This is a genomic window from Proteus genomosp. 6, assembly GCF_040139785.1.
Lineage (GTDB): Bacteria > Pseudomonadota > Gammaproteobacteria > Enterobacterales > Enterobacteriaceae > Proteus.
This window is the reverse complement of the sequence record NZ_JBEEVJ010000005.1, coordinates 1-17,247: the sequence shown is the minus strand read 5'-3', so window position 1 is coordinate 17,247 and position 17,247 is coordinate 1. Positions and strand designations below refer to the sequence as shown.

Annotated in this window: 15 protein-coding genes; 6 read left to right on the top strand and 9 right to left on the bottom strand. The window is 36.0% G+C overall.

Translation table 11 applies throughout. The features are described 5' to 3' along the window. Window positions 1-35 precede the first annotated feature (35 nt). The 4 genes from hypF to fadR all read right to left on the bottom strand — a co-directional run bounded on the left by hypF (window position 36) and on the right by fadR (window position 6,013). A complete protein-coding gene (hypF, locus tag ABN212_RS07705; protein ID WP_349443082.1) occupies window positions 36-2,339 on the bottom strand; it encodes a carbamoyltransferase HypF in 2,304 nt (767 codons plus the stop codon). 49 nt (window positions 2,340-2,388) lie between these two features. Beyond that, complete coding sequence (alr, locus tag ABN212_RS07700; protein ID WP_198619916.1) at window positions 2,389-3,501, bottom strand: alanine racemase; 1,113 nt, start codon at window positions 3,499-3,501, stop codon at window positions 2,389-2,391. Between the two features lie 13 nt (window positions 3,502-3,514). Then, a complete protein-coding gene (locus ABN212_RS07695) occupies window positions 3,515-4,819 on the bottom strand; it encodes a D-amino acid dehydrogenase (protein WP_198632188.1) in 1,305 nt (434 codons plus the stop codon). 474 nt (window positions 4,820-5,293) lie between these two features. Then, on the bottom strand, window positions 5,294-6,013 hold the full coding sequence (gene fadR / locus ABN212_RS07690; protein WP_109373572.1) for a fatty acid metabolism transcriptional regulator FadR: 720 nt from the start codon (window positions 6,011-6,013) through the stop codon (window positions 5,294-5,296). Window positions 6,014-6,246: 233 nt separating this feature from the next. Here fadR and nhaB point away from each other — a divergent pair, with 233 nt between their 5' ends. Together nhaB and dsbB are read left to right on the top strand one after the other, a co-directional pair. Then, on the top strand, window positions 6,247-7,791 hold the full coding sequence (nhaB, locus tag ABN212_RS07685; RefSeq protein WP_349443081.1) for a sodium/proton antiporter NhaB: 1,545 nt from the start codon (window positions 6,247-6,249) through the stop codon (window positions 7,789-7,791). A gap of 178 nt (window positions 7,792-7,969) precedes the next feature. Continuing rightward, entirely contained in the window at window positions 7,970-8,494 is a 525-nt protein-coding gene (gene dsbB / locus ABN212_RS07680; RefSeq protein ID WP_109373574.1) for a disulfide bond formation protein DsbB, read from the top strand. A gap of 84 nt (window positions 8,495-8,578) precedes the next feature. Here the strand turns inward: dsbB and ABN212_RS07675 are convergent, their stop codons facing one another. The 5 genes from ABN212_RS07675 to ABN212_RS07655 all read right to left on the bottom strand — a co-directional run bounded on the left by ABN212_RS07675 (window position 8,579) and on the right by ABN212_RS07655 (window position 12,514). Then, window positions 8,579-8,887, bottom strand: coding sequence for a putative hemolysin (locus tag ABN212_RS07675; protein ID WP_198619915.1), 309 nt, complete (start codon window positions 8,885-8,887; stop codon window positions 8,579-8,581). 33 nt (window positions 8,888-8,920) lie between these two features. Beyond that, window positions 8,921-9,253: an SMR family transporter gene (locus ABN212_RS07670; RefSeq protein WP_023581949.1), complete on the bottom strand. Its 333-nt coding sequence runs from the start codon at window positions 9,251-9,253 to the stop codon at window positions 8,921-8,923. A 134-nt stretch (window positions 9,254-9,387) separates the two neighbouring features. Continuing rightward, window positions 9,388-10,617, bottom strand: coding sequence for a sugar transporter (locus ABN212_RS07665; protein WP_349443080.1), 1,230 nt, complete (start codon window positions 10,615-10,617; stop codon window positions 9,388-9,390). A gap of 465 nt (window positions 10,618-11,082) precedes the next feature. Next, window positions 11,083-11,502 (bottom strand): hypothetical protein, encoded by a 420-nt coding sequence (locus tag ABN212_RS07660; RefSeq protein ID WP_198619913.1) that lies wholly within the window; start codon window positions 11,500-11,502, stop codon window positions 11,083-11,085. Between the two features lie 226 nt (window positions 11,503-11,728). Then, on the bottom strand, window positions 11,729-12,514 hold the full coding sequence (locus ABN212_RS07655) for a class I SAM-dependent methyltransferase (RefSeq protein ID WP_349443079.1): 786 nt from the start codon (window positions 12,512-12,514) through the stop codon (window positions 11,729-11,731). A gap of 289 nt (window positions 12,515-12,803) precedes the next feature. On the opposite strand from ABN212_RS07655, the gene copM reads away from it, so the two are divergent. The 4 genes from copM (at window position 12,804) to ABN212_RS07635 (ending at window position 16,979) form a co-directional block, all read left to right on the top strand. Beyond that, window positions 12,804-13,175 carry a CopM family metallochaperone gene (gene copM, locus ABN212_RS07650; protein ID WP_109373579.1) on the top strand — a complete coding sequence of 124 codons (372 nt, stop codon included), beginning with the start codon at window positions 12,804-12,806 and terminating at the stop codon, window positions 13,173-13,175. 167 nt (window positions 13,176-13,342) lie between these two features. Then, complete coding sequence (locus ABN212_RS07645) at window positions 13,343-14,254, top strand: AraC family transcriptional regulator (protein ID WP_198619912.1); 912 nt, start codon at window positions 13,343-13,345, stop codon at window positions 14,252-14,254. 228 nt (window positions 14,255-14,482) lie between these two features. Beyond that, the gene (locus ABN212_RS07640) at window positions 14,483-15,652 is read left to right on the top strand and encodes an iron-containing alcohol dehydrogenase (RefSeq protein WP_198619911.1); all 1,170 of its coding nucleotides are present in this window, start codon (window positions 14,483-14,485) and stop codon (window positions 15,650-15,652) included. 295 nt (window positions 15,653-15,947) lie between these two features. Continuing rightward, a complete protein-coding gene (locus tag ABN212_RS07635; RefSeq protein ID WP_198619910.1) occupies window positions 15,948-16,979 on the top strand; it encodes a glycosyltransferase family 9 protein in 1,032 nt (343 codons plus the stop codon). Window positions 16,980-17,247: the final 268 nt, after the last annotated feature.

Here is a 17,247-nt window from a genome sequence, read left to right as displayed (position 1 = left end):
TAACTAAAACTGGCATTATTTTACCTATAATTATTTTATTTTTGCATTAAATGTGTAGCAATCAATGCTTGCCCTAATGCAATACCGCCATCACCAGCAGGTAACATCATAGGTGTTAATACTTTTTTATTGTTTAATTTTTTCTTAAACAGGTGTTTGAGTAGCATGTTATTTAACACACCCCCCGTAAGTACAATGGTATCAATCTGATGTTCATCCGCACATTGCAATGCAATTTCGCTTAAACTTTCAGCTAATAAATAATGAAATAACCACGCTTTTTCACTGACATTAAGATCAACATCTTCCCATTGTGTCCAAAAAACAGATAGATCAAGCAAGTTGTTTTTTACAGGCATCAAATGCCCATATTGCTTAATAATTTCTGTTTGTTTGTCTTGATGACACTGTGATGCCGCCGTTTGTAAGTAACATGCAGCTTCACCTTCCCAACTTATTTCTTTAGGCGCTAATCCTAATGATGCTGAAACTGCATCAAAAAACCGACCACAAGAAGAGGCTATAGGCGAATTTAAACCACGTTCTACTGCCTTACTTAATATTTGCAAATCATTACTAGGTATCATTTTGGCGATAACACTACCTTGCCAATCTTTAGAAAAAGTAGCTAAATGTGCGAACCAGTTTCGCCAAGGTTGAACGGAGGCAAGATTGCCTCCTGGCATAGCAACCGCAGGAAGCCCACCAATCCGTTCTGATTTTTGATAATCCACCAGCAAACATTCTCCGCCCCATAAAGTCCCGTCTTGTCCAAAACCTAATCCATCAAGAGCAATACCAATAACAGCACCTTGTTGATGTGTATGACCATGTTCAGCAAGACAAGAAACAATATGTGCATGATGATGAGAGACTTCAATAACAGGAATATTTTGCTCTTGAGCAAACTGCTTACCCAACCGATGACTGATGTAGTTAGGATGCGCATCTATTGCAATTGCTTTAGGGGTGAAGCGATAAATTTGTTGGAAAAGAGCCAACGATTTTACCAACTGTTGTCGCACGCTTAAATCATCAAGATCCCCTAAATGAGGCCCCATAATGGCTTGATGCTGACGTAATAAGCAAAATACATTTTTGAGATCGCCCCCCATTGCAAGCACTGACGGTTGCGCCTCAAAATCTTCAGGTAATGAAATCGCATCAGGTACATATCCGCGAGAACGTCGGATCATGACGCTCTGTTTACCCTCAATACGAACTAATGAATCATCCGCCCTTTGTATAATTTCTCTATTATGCATTAAGAATAAATCTGCAATATCTTTCAATTGCATTAAGGCATCTTCATTACTTAATGCTGGTGTATGGCCTGATGCATTTCCTGATGTCATAACAAGAGGAATGTTCGTACCACGCGCTAATAGATGTTGCAGTGGATTGGCTGGCAACATAACACCAATTTCAGTTAATCCCGGCGCAATAAGCTCCGCAAGTTTAGGTGTAACAGTTTTAGGGACTAATACAATTGGGGCTGCGGTGCTTTGCAATGTTTGGATAGCTGTAGGAAGAAAATCGAGATCTTGCTTATCTGCTTTAATTTGATCAATTCCTGTGATCATCACAGCTAATGGCTTTGCGGGTCGGTACTTGCGTTCGCGTAATAATGCAACGCTCTCATTATTACGTGCATCACACACTAAATGAAAACCACCAATACCTTTAACTGCAACAATTTTTCCAGCAAGTAATGCTTCACAAGCTTGGGTTAATGCAAGCTCTTTCGTTGCTAACTCTTTACCCTGATTATCTGCAAGCCAGATATGAGGCCCACATACAGGGCATGCATTAGGCTGAGCATGAAACCGTCTATCTGCGGGATCTTCATATTCATGTTTACATTCAGGGCAGAATGGAAATTCAGACATAGAAGTAAAAGGCCTGTCATAAGGCATTTTTTTTATAATAGTAAAACGAGGGCCACAATGTGTGCAGTTAATAAAAGGATAATGATAACGACGATTTTGTGGGTCAAACAATTCATCAATGCAAGCTTGGCAAGTTGTTGCATCAGGAACAACTTGTGTATCCATTTCGCCACCACCACTTTTTACAATAATAAAATCAGTAGGTAGCTGTTCCCATTGATAAGGTGATTCTTCTATACGTTCAATACGTGCTAATGGTGGGCATTCTGCTTTTAATGCCTCTATAAAGAGTGCATTTTTAGGTGAAGGCGTTAAATGTATCAATACCCCCAAACTATCATTGCTCACTTGCCCTAATAAACCAAAACGATGAGCTAATTGCCAAACAAATGGGCGAAATCCAACGCCTTGAACCTTTCCTTTCACACGCAATGCAATGCCGTTACTCATAGGATCACCAAATCAAAATAAATTTAATCTTATTCTAGTTTAGTGATTATCAACAACTTTCATTTAGATCAGAAAAAGTGGAATTAGGTAAATTTATCATCACTTCAACAATAACTCTTGGTGCTATTGCACACAGTAATTCGTAACCAATAGTGCCACATGCCATTGCAACATCATCAACAGGAAGTTCTTTCCCCCATAATTCAACTGGACTACCGTAATTGACATCAGGAAAATCCGTAACATCAATGGTTAGCATATCCATAGAGATGCGCCCTACCAATTGTGTTTTATGTCCATTAACAATAACAGGTGTACCGTCTGGTGCGTGTCTTGGATAACCATCAGCATAACCACAGGCAACAACACCGATCCGCATATCACGCTCAGCGGTATATCGGCTACCATAACCTATCTGCTCACCTTTTTTGACTTGTTGAATGGCTAATATTTCACTATTAAATGTCATTACGGGTTGTAAATCGAAATTAGCAATATCTTGCCAAACACCCGAAGGCGAAACACCATATAAAATAATACCTGGGCGTACCCAATCTTGATAAGTTTCAGGATCAAATAACGTTGCAGCTGAATTTGCCAAACACCGAGGTAATTCATTTACCATTGCCTGATTAATGGCGGCCTTTTGTGCATTCATGTTCAATCCAGTATCTGCATTAGCAAAATGCGACATTTGGATAATTGAACCAATATTTTTGATACTTTTCGCACGATCAATCGCTTGTTGATAAGCATCAGGACGATAACCTAAACGGTTCATTCCACTATTAAGCTTAAGATAAATATTGATAGGTCTTTCTAATTGTGCTTTTTCTATGGCATCAAATTGCCAATCTGAATGCACTGCGGTGGTAAGTGAATAGCGCTCGAGTAAATAGACATCTTCTGGTTTAAAAAAACCTTCGAGTAAAAGGATGGGACCAACCCATCCTTGCTCTCTTAACATGATAGCTTTGTCTAACTCAATTAATGCAAAACCATCAGTATGACTTAATGCCGGCCAAACACAGGATAATCCATGTCCATAAGCATCTGCTTTTACAACAGACCACACTTTGCTGCCTCTGACTCTCTCTTTAATAACAGATAGATTATGGCTTAATGCATCGAGGTTAATGGTTACTTTTGTGGGTCTGGACATGTTTTTTCCTCAATTAATAAGCTGCATCAAGTTTTTGCCCCGGTAAGAGCAATTTAGTATTAAAGCCATCGATATACCGAAACACAGATAAATCATCAGCGGCAATAGCAGGTTTATTCCCTGAAATTAAATCAGCCAATAATTGTCCAGAGCCACATGCCATTGTCCAACCTAATGTGCCGTGCCCTGTATTTAATGATAAATTGCGATAAGCCGTAGGTCCTACAATTGGTGTACCATCAGGTGTCATAGGTCTTAAACCTGTCCAAAAAGTGGCTTTCTCAATATCACCACCACCTTGATAGAGATCTTGTACAACCATTTTTAATGTTTCACAGCGCGATTTTAAAATATCCAGATTAAAACCAACGACTTCTGCCATTCCGCCAACACGAATTCGCTCATCAAAACGAGTTACTGCGATTTTATAAGTTTCATCTAAAATAGTGGATGTTGGTGCTCTTGAAGCATCAATAATCGGCATCGTAAGTGAATAACCTTTAAGAGGGTAAACTGGAATGGCGACTTTATTTTTCAAAAACTCTGTTGAATAAGAGCCCATGGCAACAACATAGTGATCGGCTGTTAATAATCCATCATGACATTGAACACCCGCTACTTTATCACCATCAAATAACAAATGTTTGATTTCTTTGTTAAACAAGAAAGTAACACCTGCATCTTCTGCCATTTTAGCGAGTCTTTTCGTGAAAGTTTGGCAATCACCCGTTTCATCATTTGGTAAACGTAAACCACCTGTCAATTTGTGACTAACATGCTCAAGTGCAGGTTCGGCTAATTTTAGTTGATCCGCAGTTAACAATTCATAAGCAACGCCCTCTTGCTTTAATACAGCAATATCATTGGCTACATTATCAAATTGCTTTTGATCACGGAAAAGTTGCAGAGTGCCGCCTTGGCGACCTTCATATTCAATGCCAGTGTCTTGGCGTAACTGACGAATGCAATCACGGCTATATTCGGCAATACGCACCATGCGGCTTTTATTCATAGTGTAATGTGACGCATCACAATTACGTAACATTTGCCACATCCAACGTAATTGGAAAAGTGAGCCATCGGGTTTAATCGCTAATGGTGCGTGCTTTTGAAACATCCATTTAACTGCTTTTAATGGAATACCTGGCGCGCCCCAAGGCGTTGCATACCCTGGAGATATTTGGCCTGCATTACCTGCACTCGTCTCTTCAGCTGCACTATTTTGTCTATCAACAACAATGACTTCATGGCCTTGTTGCACAAGATACCACGCACTCGTTACACCAATAACGCCGCCACCTAAGATGATCACTTTCATGGCAAGACTCCAATAATTTACATTGATATAACATAAGAATAATATTCCATACACAAAAAGCCAATATAGAATAATCATCTAAGCCAATAAAAAGATAGATTTTAGAGTTAAGTCACATTTGATTGTTATTCGACAGATGATTTTCAAAAAAAAACATTTAATTAACCAGTAAAATCAATGATATATTATTTTTACTGTAAATTATAAAAATATTGATTAGTAAATTATTTTAAATTGAAGGGATTTTAAGGTGTAGGAAAAGAAAATTGGAACTTTATTAAAATCTAAAAATTAGCTTATTTTAAGATGATAACGCCTAAATTAACTCACTTTGGTTACTCTTTTTACTAAAAATAACCTATTTAAAGCATTGCCTAAAAAATGACACATTGGCTTTTTAAAAAGCATAAAAAAACCAGTATCACAAATTATATGCATACTGGTTTTTCTATTGTGATAAAGCAGCAAACGTAATTAGCGTTTTACTTCTTCTAGGTCACTTGGTAATGGTGACTGTAAACTTTGCCAGATAACACCACTGTCTTTACCATATTGACGGACACATTCCATGACATGCTCGACATCTTTTTGCTCACATAATGCAGCCAGTTTTTTATAGAATGCTAATGCGAGTTCTTTGGCTTGAATATTTGAGAAATAATAACGACCTACGCGCGTATAAAGCCCTTTTAAGCCGTTTAAGATAAGACCATAAATTGGGTTACCTGATGCAAACGCCAATCCACGGAAAATGTTGTAATCCAGTTCACTAAACTCATCAGCGCTATTTTCAGTAGTAAGCTCATGGTTTAAAATTTCAATACATTTTTCAGGGCTATTTCTAAATGCTGTACGTATAAAAATAGCTGAGATATTGGTTCTGACGGCCAATAAGTTATCTATTAACTGTGGTACTCGATCATGATCGAGACGAGCGACTGTTTCAAGGATATTAAGGCCTGATGTTTCCCAGAAATTGTTTACCTTCGTTGGCTTTCCGTGTTGAATTGTTAACCAACCATCACGAGCAAGGCGTTGTAACACTTCTCTTAATGTGGTTCTTGTAACACCGATTAATTCAGAGAGCTCACGTTCCGCTGGAAGAATAGATCCAGGAGGAAAACGATTATTCCAGATGCTTTCAACAATATACTCTTCCGCAAAACCTGCGGGGCTTTGAGCCTTAATAACCATATTTTTATTTCTTCCGAAGCGATTTTTCTGCTAATAATGGAAAAGATAATATCAGAATGCGTAATTTTGATATAGCTCAACCATCATTAAATAGTGAATGGCATCATAAAACTTGATGTAGCTTTATCAATTTATTATTACTGAGGCGCTTAATTTCACAGCGATTAGCGCGTACTATGGTTAAATTGCGCATCATTGCGCTTAAAATCTCTATTTGGAGGATGAGAAACCTAATGGATATGAGTATAAGACAAGCACTACTAAAGAACTTTATGGGGAATTCCCCAGATTGGTATAAGCTTGCTATTCTTACTTTTTTAATTATCAACCCACTGATTTTTTTCTTTGTTGACCCTTTTGTCGCCGGTTGGCTATTAGTTGTAGAATTTATTTTTACACTGGCTATGGCGCTAAAGTGTTACCCGTTACAACCCGGAGGATTACTTGCTATTGAGGCCGTCATCATTGGTATGACTAGCCCAAAACAGATTGGTCATGAAATTGCCAACAACCTTGAAGTGATTTTGCTTCTTGTCTTTATGGTTGCAGGTATCTATTTTATGAAGCAATTATTACTGTTTGCTTTTACTAAACTGCTGTTATCCATTCGCTCTAAACGAATGTTGTCTATTGCCTTTTGCTTCGCAAGTGCATTTTTATCTGCCTTTTTAGATGCTTTAACCGTTATCGCGGTTGTAATCAGTGTCTCTCTCGGTTTCTATTCTATTTATCATAATTTCGCTTCTAACCAATCAGGTGCAGAATTAAATAATGATGGATTTATTGATACCGCAGAAAAAAAACAAACTTTAGAACAATTCCGTGCTTTTTTACGTAGCTTAATGATGCATGCGGGTGTTGGTACTGCATTAGGTGGCGTAATGACCATGGTTGGTGAACCACAAAACCTTATTATTGCAAAACATTTAGAGTGGGATTTTGTGACCTTCTTTATCAGAATGTCACCTGTCACTATTCCTGTTTTCTTTGCTGGCCTTGCAGTGTGCTACCTTGTAGAACGCTTTAAGCTCTTTGGTTATGGTGCTGAATTACCTGATTTAGTTCGTAAAGTTCTCACTGAATACGATAAGAAAAACAGTGAAAAACGCACTTCTCAAGAAAAAGCACAACTGATGATCCAAGCATTAATTGGTATTTGGTTGATTGTTGCTTTAGCGCTCCATTTAGCAGAAGTCGGTATTATCGGTTTATCTGTTATTATTCTTGCCACTGCATTTTGTGGGATCACAGAAGAACACGCTCTTGGTAAAGCATTTGAAGAAGCCTTACCTTTCACTGCGTTATTGACTGTTTTCTTCTCTATTGTTGCTGTTATTATTGATCAACAATTATTTGGCCCTATTATTCAGTTTGTTCTTCAAGCTTCAGAATCCTCACAACTGTCTCTTTTTTACCTCTTTAATGGTCTACTATCTGCTATTTCAGATAACGTGTTTGTGGGTACGGTTTATATCAGTGAAGCTTTAACAGCATTGCAAAATGGATTAATTAGCCAATCACAATATGAACATATTGGTGTTGCTATTAATACAGGTACAAACTTACCTTCTGTTGCGACGCCAAATGGTCAAGCCGCATTCCTGTTCTTATTAACATCAGCATTATCACCACTTATCCGTTTATCATATGGCCGTATGGTGATAATGGCACTGCCATATACAATTGTAATGACATGGCTTGGTTTACTGGCTGTTGAATTTTGGCTTGTTCCTGCAACACACTGGTTTTATGAAATTGGTTTAGTTGCTATTCCATAACAATAGATCCACAGTTACACCACATAAATAGGACTTTTATTTGATAAAAGTCCTATTTTTTTCATTAAAATAAGCTTGAATGTAAATATTTGTGAAATAACAGGTTTTAACTTTTTTTGCGCTTGATTTTTGGGCAGAATAGGCACTTATTTTATTTAATATTTAAATGGATATTATTATGCTGACTTCTCTTCGTCACTGGTCACAAAGCCGTTTTTCATGGCTGTTGCTTGCATTAACAGCAATAGGTCTTGAAGGTGCTGCATTGTATTTTCAGTACGGAATGGAATTAATGCCTTGCGTAATGTGCGTCTATCAACGTATCGCAGTATTAGGGATCTTAGTTGCTGCATTGATTGGGGCATCTGCACCTAAAATGGCTCTTATGCGTATGGCGGGTAGTTTCTTATGGATTTATTCTGCATACCGAGGAATTGAACTAGCTTGGGAGCATACACAACTTATTCTGAATCCATCACCTTTTGCAACCTGTGATTTCTTTGTCACTTTACCTTCTTGGTTTGCCCTGCAAGATTGGTTCCCTTCTGTATTCCAAGCAACCGGTGATTGCTCTGTCAGCCAATGGCAATTCTTAACTTTAGAAATGCCACAATGGATGCTTATTATTTTCTCTGCTTATTTTGTTGTAGGTTTATTAGTATTAATGAGCCAAATAACAAGTTCTTTTAAGACAAAAGAATAAAAAAGAAAATAGCCTTTAGCGATAAACTAAAGGCTATTTTTATAATAGAGAAATGGTGACTCAGCATTCAACCCCAAATAAGCTTTAACCTGGAATGCAAGCCCCTTCAATTAAAGCTTGTTCACTACAACGCTTACCATTAGCAAATTGACACACTGGCGTCTGACCGCCATGCAATTCATAGTTTAAAGAAGGCACACCACCTGAAAAGACACAGGTTGCCTTGGCTGATTCTTCTAAGGGAATATCAAGGCTGGTTGTCGGTATCGTTCGACTTTTACTAACCATTTGTGTAGATGAATATTGTGTCTGCGCTGAATTACTGCATCCTGCAATAAAAGCAAAGCTAGTCAACATAATAAGATAACAAGCTGTTTTAAATTTCTTTTGCATCAAAGACACCCTAATTTATTCCAGTTATTCCTATTAGTGTGAAGCACTTTTTGAAAGTAGATTTATAACTAAAACACCAGCAATAATTAAAGTCATACCAACAATGGCAGGTAAATCGAGTTTTTGTTGATAAAGAAATACTGCTGCAACAGAGACTAAAACTATCCCTAATCCACTCCATATTGCATAAGCAATACCTAATGGCATAACTCTTACCACTTGAGAAAGTGCCCAAAAAGAAAGACAGTAACCAATGACGACTACAATAGATGGATATAATCGGCTAAAACCATCAGAAGCTTTCAGCATTGTTGTCGCAATGACTTCAGATATAATTGCCAACATTAAGTAAGTTAATCCATTCATTTTTTCGCCTTAATCCTATACAAAGTCAATTTTGTGAATTCTATCACAAGCGAGATTACGGATATTCATCTACAACAAATAAAAAAGGCACCCTTCCTATTGAATAAGTGCCTTTATATCGTAGAAATACTTATTTAGTGTTGATGAAGTTGATTCCTTTGGCGGGGTTCCCCGCCCATAGCAACACGATAACGATTAAAGATAAAACCACACCAAACCGCTGCAATAATACTTAATATTGTTCCTGCATAGCCAATGTTTGTCATACCAGCATGTAAAATAACCTGATTACCAATCAATGCTCCAGCACCAATACCGATATTAAAAATACCAGAATAAATAGACATAGCGATATCTGTTGCATCAGGTGCTAAATCAATCACTTTCACCTGCATTCCTAGCCCAATACACATAAATCCAATACCCCAAAATATAATCAGCACAATAAATGCGGTTAGATTCTGGCTACTGATCATTAATAAGCTTAAACAAATAGTAAGCAATATTAAGGCTGAAAATAAGAATGATGTTGGCATTTTGGTGCTATAACGACTAAATAACACGCTACCAATGATACCGGCTCCACCAAAAATCAATAACACCAACGTAGCAAAATTCTGATCCAGATTTGCAATATCAACCACAAAAGGCTCGATATAACTATACGCTGTAAAATGCGCCGTTACGGCAATAACCGTTAATAGAAAGATCCCCATGAGTGGGCCGCGCTTTAATAACATAGGCACACTTTTTAGTGATCCTGAATGCTCACTTGGTAATAAAGGTAAATAACGCATTAATGCAAACATAGTAATTAAGGCTAATATCCCAATGCCCATAAATGTTGCACGCCATCCTAACCACTGTCCAACAACACGACCAATAGGTAAACCTAATACTGTTGCAAGTGCTGTTCCTGTTGCTAATAAACCTAATGCCTGAGCGCGTTTACCAGCAGGTGCTACTCTAATAGCTAGTGATGCAGTAATAGACCAAAATACTGCATGAGAAAAAGCGACACCAATACGCCCTGCTATCAGTGATTTAAAATCCCATGCCACACCAGATAAAATATGACTTAAAATAAAGAGTATAAATAAAATAATAAGTAACTTACGTCGCTCAACTTTACTTGTCATTATCATTAAAGGCAGAGACATTAAAGCAACAACCCAAGCATATATCGTGATCATTAAACCTGTTTGAGCTGGGAGCATACCAAAGCTTTCAGAAATATCACTTAACAATGCAACAGGAACAAATTCTGTTGTATTAAAAACGAAAGCCGCGAATGATAATATTATTACCCTGATCCACGCTGTTTGTCGGCTAACTTCATTTACGTTTGATGCTGCGATATTCATAATTGATTGATATTTTCTTAAATTATATTGATATATATGCCATGCTTTTGATAGAAGCTTTTGTCTGATTTGCTTTTCTTACTTGCGCTAAAATTGATTTGATTTATTAGATTGAAAATAAAAAATAGTATTAAAAATAAAAACACATTTCGTTAGAAACAAAAAATAAACCAAATTATCACCAAATCTCACTGCTAAAGCGAATCAGCTATCAATTTTAGCATATTCGTATCGCGATTTTAAATCCCCTTGGCAACTTCTTTTTAACGTTAACATAATCTTTTAATAGTAAGATTGTAGATATAAATGCCCTATTGCTACTTTATGGTAAAGAATAAAAATATACTCTTTTCAAGAAAAATATATCGCATATTCATTGAATTAAGTTAAGAGATACTAATTTAATAACCGAAAATAATCTTACTGTTGGATAAAAGATAAATAAAAATAGAAAGGATATTAAGATTACTGACTCAAGTCAGTAATAACTTGAATTGCTTGCTCGCAAGCAATATTTTTCGTAGGTGATGTCGAACCATCAAAAGCATTTTTGATAGTTGAAATTTGTTCTTTTGCTGGTCGTGATAGCGTTAAATTTCCATTAGAAAGTGCTTTTTCAACATCATTTAGCTTTTCAGCTAACTGCTGACAACTTCCATTATTATCTTTAGATTGATAAATAGCCATAAGCGTATCGCGTTTTGCTTCTACGGTAGAAAGCGTTTTACGTACTGTTGATGACGAATTTTCAATCAATTCACGGCTTTCACTCCAAAACTCAGTGGTATTTTCTTTAATGACAGATACTATGATAATAGCGACAAGAATAGCCAACATAATAGTCAGCGATAATATCCCTCCTGCAATAATAAGTATCTGTTTCATATTAAACTCCACATATCAATCATATCTGTTTTAATATTTATTTTTTAATGCTTATTTTTAATATATATAGTTAAAATAAATCAGGTTCAATCTGGATTACGATTCTTTTTATTTTTTACATTTTATTACGGAGGTATACAGTTCTATTTATTCTTATTAATAGAAAAACAAGCACCTAGTTTTACCTAGGTGCCATTAAATGATATATAAGCTTTTCTTGATGGAATTATTTTTTAGAGCAACACGCAATATAATTTAAAATATGCCGATTTTCTCTAAAAAAACGAAACATTGATAAGAAGCGTGGCCTATTTTGCTTATTTGCCAATCCATTTTTAATTATCTTAGCTGTTCTAAATAAACCTTCATCACGAATTAAACCAATAGGTGACATTAAACTCATGTTGCCAGATTTTATTTTTACTTCTGAGAAACCAATATTAATAAATAAATCATGCCACTCTTGCTTAAACATTGGTGCTACATTTGATTTCACTACATCGATTAATTTATCTCTATTAACATCATCATTTTTCTTCATAATATCATGAGTTAATAATAAACCACCGGGTTTTAAAACACGGTAATACTCTTTTACTAACTTTGTTTTGGCTTTATCTGCATACATTGTCAACATTGCTTCATTTATAACAATATCAAACGTATTATCAGGAAAAGGCAAAGATAAGGCATTGGCTTTGGTTAATTGAATCAAATGTGATAATTGTGCTTTATCAACATTATTCTGTGCATGAGCTAAAGCATTATCATCCATATCGACAGCAATAATATGGCAACCATATTCCTTAGCAATTTCAATTGAAGTTGTCGCCATATTACAAGCAATCTCAAGAACATGGCTTGATGATGTAAAATGTGCGTTATTAATCAACCAATCAGATGCCTCTACACCGCCGGGTCTTAAACGTGTTTTCCCTAAACTTGCTAAAAAGGTATGTCCTGCTTTTGAGTGCTCTTGAGACATAGACTGCGTTGTAGTTTGATTATCCATATAGCTCGCCTTAAAGTTGCATTAATAATGCAACTTTATAATAAAATATATTAAATGGGAATAGTTATCATTACTTTTCTATCTTTTATAAAGAAATTCTGAGTGTATAAAGAGATATGAAATTGAATTTAGAGATATAACCAATTGAAATAAAATGGGTTAAAAAGGCTATTTTGTAATTACGTCATTAAAGGTAAAGAACATTAAACTTTGAATAACAACATTGACCTTCCCCTAGGGGGAATCTTTAGAGTAATAACAATTACACGATAAATTAAAGGAAACTGTTATGAAAAAGATTTTACCTACTGCTGTTATTTTAATGAGTGCTATCTCTTTTGGTGCAATGGCAAACAATACACACATGAACATGAATATGGATACACCTCATAACAGTTCGCCAATGCAAAAAGAACTCAATGATTCCATGAATAAGATGCATGCCGATATGGCAAAAGGGATGAATACCGATAATGCAGATGTCGCTTTTGCTGATGGCATGATTGCCCACCATTTAGGCGCTATTGATATGGCTAAGATCGAGTTGAAATATGGTACTGATCCTGAAATGCGTAAACTAGCTCAGGCTATTATTGATGCGCAAGGCCCTGAAATAGAACAAATGCAAAAATGGTTAGAAAAAAATAAAACCAATAAATAATATATTCATAAGGCTGTGATTTATTAGGCACAGCCTATCTTATTTTTGATGTTTACTTTCCAGATTTCTTATTAAATATACGTCAAATAATTTTCTAATATTCATCTCATACATTATAATTTTGCGACGACGACAATATTAATCGCTTTATCCCGTATGGAGTCCATATGAATAAATTAGAAAACATGGCGTTATTAACTCAAAAACTAGCCATGCAGATTGAAAAATGGACTCATGATACTAATCAATTTGAAACTCAAATTCCGGGATTAACGCTGACACACTGGACTTCTCCTACACCAATTACCAGCCATACTCACAAATCAGGAATATGTTTAATTGCCCAAGGTGAAAAGAGAGTGATCTTAGGAGAAGAAAGCTTTATTTATGATGCCAACCATTTTTTAATTTCTTCAATAGAACTCCCAGTTATGGCGAATATTATGAAAGCCAGCAACGAGAAACCTTTTTTAGGGCTAGTTATGGAGTTAGATCTGCAAGAAATATCGCAACTCATCGTTGATAGTGAATTAACATTTAACTCAGATTTAAATGCTCAAAAAGGAATTGCTGTTGGCAAATTATCAGAACCTTTAGTCAATGCCTTTATTCGCTTGCTCACTCTTCTTGATGAGCCTGATAGTATTAAAATTCTTGCTCCAGGTATAAAGCGTGAGATTTTTTATCGTCTACTTATTACAGAGCAAGGTGAACGATTGAATCAAATCGTCACAGCAGGTAGTCATAGTCATCAAATAGCTAAAGCGATTGATTGGTTAAAAAGTAATTATATAAAACCATTAAATATCAGTGAATTGGCTTCATGTTCTGGAATGAGCAAATCTGCTTTTTATACTCATTTTAAAACAATGACATCAATGACTCCGCTTCAATTCCAAAAAAAATTACGACTCAGTGAAGCCCGTCGATTAATGTTAACTGAAAATTTAGGTGCAACGACAACCACTTTCCGAGTTGGTTATGAAAGCCCTTCTCAATTTAGTCGTGAATATAGTCGATTATTCGGAGCTCCACCAGCAACAGACATTAAGTTGCTTAAAGAAACGGATCATATTTAACCGTTATAAATGCTCTTGTTCTTTCTCTAAGCTGATTTATATTATTCACAATCATCATTTTAGTTTTTTGGAAAAATAGGCAAGAGACTAAGAAGATCAGACATTCATTTCTAAATGCGAAAGCGATAGCATTTTCCTCAACAATTAATCTGTCTCTATCTTATTTGAAGTTAAAAAATACATTAGGCTTTAATTAGATAGTCTTTAATCTGGCAAAAGGATATCAAAATGCAACTCGATTTCTCTTACTATAATCCAACCACCATTCATTTTGGTAAGAATTCTCTTGCTAAATTAAATGATGAATTATCACATTATGGCGAAACAGTTATGCTGATGTATGGCCGTAACGCGATTAAATCAAATGGGCTCTATGATGAGGTTATAACCATACTCCGTCATGCAGGTAAAAACATTGTTGAGTTATCAGGCGTTATGCCAAACCCAACTTATAAAAAAATGATGGAAGGTGCTCAGTTAGTTCGCGAACACAATGTCAGTTTGATATTAGCGGTCGGTGGTGGCTCCGTTATCGATTGTGCGAAAGGCATTTCCATTTCGGCTTATTGTGAAAATGAAGATCCTTTCCAAAAATACTGGGTTGAATACCAAGATGTGACAAATAAAATTGTTCCTGTCGCATCAATTCTTACCATGGTAGGCACAGGCTCTGAAATGAATGGTGGTTCAGTTATTACCCATGAAGAGACTAAATATAAAATTGGACGTGCATTTCCTGCAAATGTATTTCCTAAGTTCTCGATTTTAAACCCAGAATATACTTTTTCTGTTTCTCAGTATCAGATGGTAAGTGGTGTTTTTGACACTATGTCGCATTTGATGGAGCAATATTTTTCTGATGAAGGTGCAAATACAACCGATTATTTAATTGAAAGTTTATTAAAATCTTCGATTGATAATTTACGTATCGCACTAAAAAATCCAACAGATTACGAAGCCAGAAGTAATCTTATGTGGAATGCAACACTTGCATTAAATACCCTCACAGGATTATCAAAAACACAAGATTGGCAAGTTCATATGATTGAACATCAATTAGGGGCTTATACAGACTGTGCACATGGAATGGGACTCGCAGCGATTTCTCTACCTTATTATCGTTTTATCTATAAGTTTGGTATTGAAAAATTTGTACGATTTGCAACTCAAGTATGGGGAATTTCCGCAGAAGGAAAAACGCAAGATCAAATTGCACTTGAAGGTATTGATGCACTAGAACGTTTCACAAAGGAATGTGGCATTATTACATCATTAGAAGCCTTAGGTGCAACAAGAGAAATGCTTCCTGAGATTGCACAATCAACCACAATTATTGGTAGAGGCTATCAAAAGCTAACCTCTAAAGATGTACTCGATATTTTGGAAGCGTGTTTTTAATTACCCGTAAATGGCATTATAAACATAGTCTTAGTTACTAAAGATAAATTTTATATTAAGACATATAACAAATACGATGATTATCTAAAAAATAGTCATCGTATTATCAATAGTACAGCCTTTGAGCTTATCTTCTTCTCATTCCCTATCCCTATCCCAAAAGCAGATTAATTCCCTGATAAAGATGCCTCTACATATCGAATCGCTTATAATCATAAATATACAATATGATTACTGCTGAAGTCATACTCATCAGCAATGAATTTCTCTCATTCGAATATACATAAATCTAATTATGCCTAAAATATTAATAATACAAAGAGATAACATTGGTGATTTAATACTTACAACACCATTAATTGACTCTCTTGCCCATGAATATAATACAAAAATAGATCTGCTCGTAAACTCTTACAATCAAGCCATCCTAGAAGGCAACCCTTCTGTTGGAAATGTACATATTTACAGTAAGTTACATCATAAAAAATCAGGACAATCATCCCTAAAACTTATTCTAAGTCGCTTGAAAATTATTTTTGATATGCGTCGTCAGCATTATGATATCGCAATTGTTGCTCGTGACCATTGGGCCAAAAGAGCATTACAATGGGCAAAATTATCAGGTGCTAAGCGTATTATCGCTATTGGCAATGACGCGCCTTCAGCAGTGACAGATCCTATTCCAACGCCGTCTAACAAAGGCCATATCGCTGAGTTGTTCTGTCAACTAGCCCATCCTCTTGGAATAGAGAAAAAAGCTGGCCCTTTAAAATTGTATGTCAAAGATGAAGAGATCTCTGCAATTCGTCAACGCATTAAAATAACTGAAAATGTTCCTATTTACGGCTTACAAATCAGTTCACGTAAACCACAACAACGTTGGCAAGCAGAAAAATTTATCGAGTTAGCACACCAATTAACACAACGTGAAAAATGCCACATTCTTCTCTTTTGGTCGCCAGGAAGCAACGACAATAAACAGCACCCCGGTGATGATGAAAAAGCACAGTTTATCCTTGAACAGTGCAAAGATATCCCTATTACGCCAGTACCTACGCAAAATATTAGAGAATTAATGGCTGGTATGTCTTTATGTGATCAGATGCTAACCAGCGATGGTGGTGCATTACATATTTCAGTGGGTGTTGGTGTGCCGACAGTAGCGATGTTTGGTAATAGTGATGCTGATTTTTGGGGTCCATGGCATATTGCCAGTGAAGTACTGAAGGCGCCTGAAGATAATGTAGGGCTTCTTACGGTAGACGATGTATTGACTCGTTTTATTACACTAAGAGATCGAGTCATTGCTTTAAATACAAAGAGTTAATTGCCAAACACTAATACAAAAAACATTAAATATAAATCACCTTATTGCTACACCTGATAAGGTGATTTTTTATTTTATACCCATCGAGTTGATAAAATCATATTTAAGTAGCAATAAAATAATATATTCAATTTGATTTTTACTTTTTATGATCAAAAAAAAACGGACCTTATTAAGGTCCGCTTTTTTATATGGTGCCCAGGGCGGGACTTGAACCCGCACAGCCTTACAGCCGAGGGATTTTAAATCCCTTGTGTCTACCGATTTC

Coding starts and splice junctions, on each gene's coding strand:
- hypF (WP_349443082.1), bottom strand. CDS start 2,339: ATGAGTAACGGCATTGCATTGCGTGTGAAAGGAAAGGTTCAAGGCGTT.
- alr (WP_198619916.1), bottom strand. CDS start 3,501: ATGTCCAGACCCACAAAAGTAACCATTAACCTCGATGCATTAAGCCAT.
- ABN212_RS07695 (WP_198632188.1), bottom strand. CDS start 4,819: ATGAAAGTGATCATCTTAGGTGGCGGCGTTATTGGTGTAACGAGTGCG.
- fadR (WP_109373572.1), bottom strand. CDS start 6,013: ATGGTTATTAAGGCTCAAAGCCCCGCAGGTTTTGCGGAAGAGTATATT.
- nhaB (WP_349443081.1), top strand. CDS start 6,247: ATGGATATGAGTATAAGACAAGCACTACTAAAGAACTTTATGGGGAAT.
- dsbB (WP_109373574.1), top strand. CDS start 7,970: ATGCTGACTTCTCTTCGTCACTGGTCACAAAGCCGTTTTTCATGGCTG.
- ABN212_RS07675 (WP_198619915.1), bottom strand. CDS start 8,887: ATGCAAAAGAAATTTAAAACAGCTTGTTATCTTATTATGTTGACTAGC.
- ABN212_RS07670 (WP_023581949.1), bottom strand. CDS start 9,253: ATGAATGGATTAACTTACTTAATGTTGGCAATTATATCTGAAGTCATT.
- ABN212_RS07665 (WP_349443080.1), bottom strand. CDS start 10,617: ATGAATATCGCAGCATCAAACGTAAATGAAGTTAGCCGACAAACAGCG.
- ABN212_RS07660 (WP_198619913.1), bottom strand. CDS start 11,502: ATGAAACAGATACTTATTATTGCAGGAGGGATATTATCGCTGACTATT.
- ABN212_RS07655 (WP_349443079.1), bottom strand. CDS start 12,514: ATGGATAATCAAACTACAACGCAGTCTATGTCTCAAGAGCACTCAAAA.
- copM (WP_109373579.1), top strand. CDS start 12,804: ATGAAAAAGATTTTACCTACTGCTGTTATTTTAATGAGTGCTATCTCT.
- ABN212_RS07645 (WP_198619912.1), top strand. CDS start 13,343: ATGAATAAATTAGAAAACATGGCGTTATTAACTCAAAAACTAGCCATG.
- ABN212_RS07640 (WP_198619911.1), top strand. CDS start 14,483: ATGCAACTCGATTTCTCTTACTATAATCCAACCACCATTCATTTTGGT.
- ABN212_RS07635 (WP_198619910.1), top strand. CDS start 15,948: ATGCCTAAAATATTAATAATACAAAGAGATAACATTGGTGATTTAATA.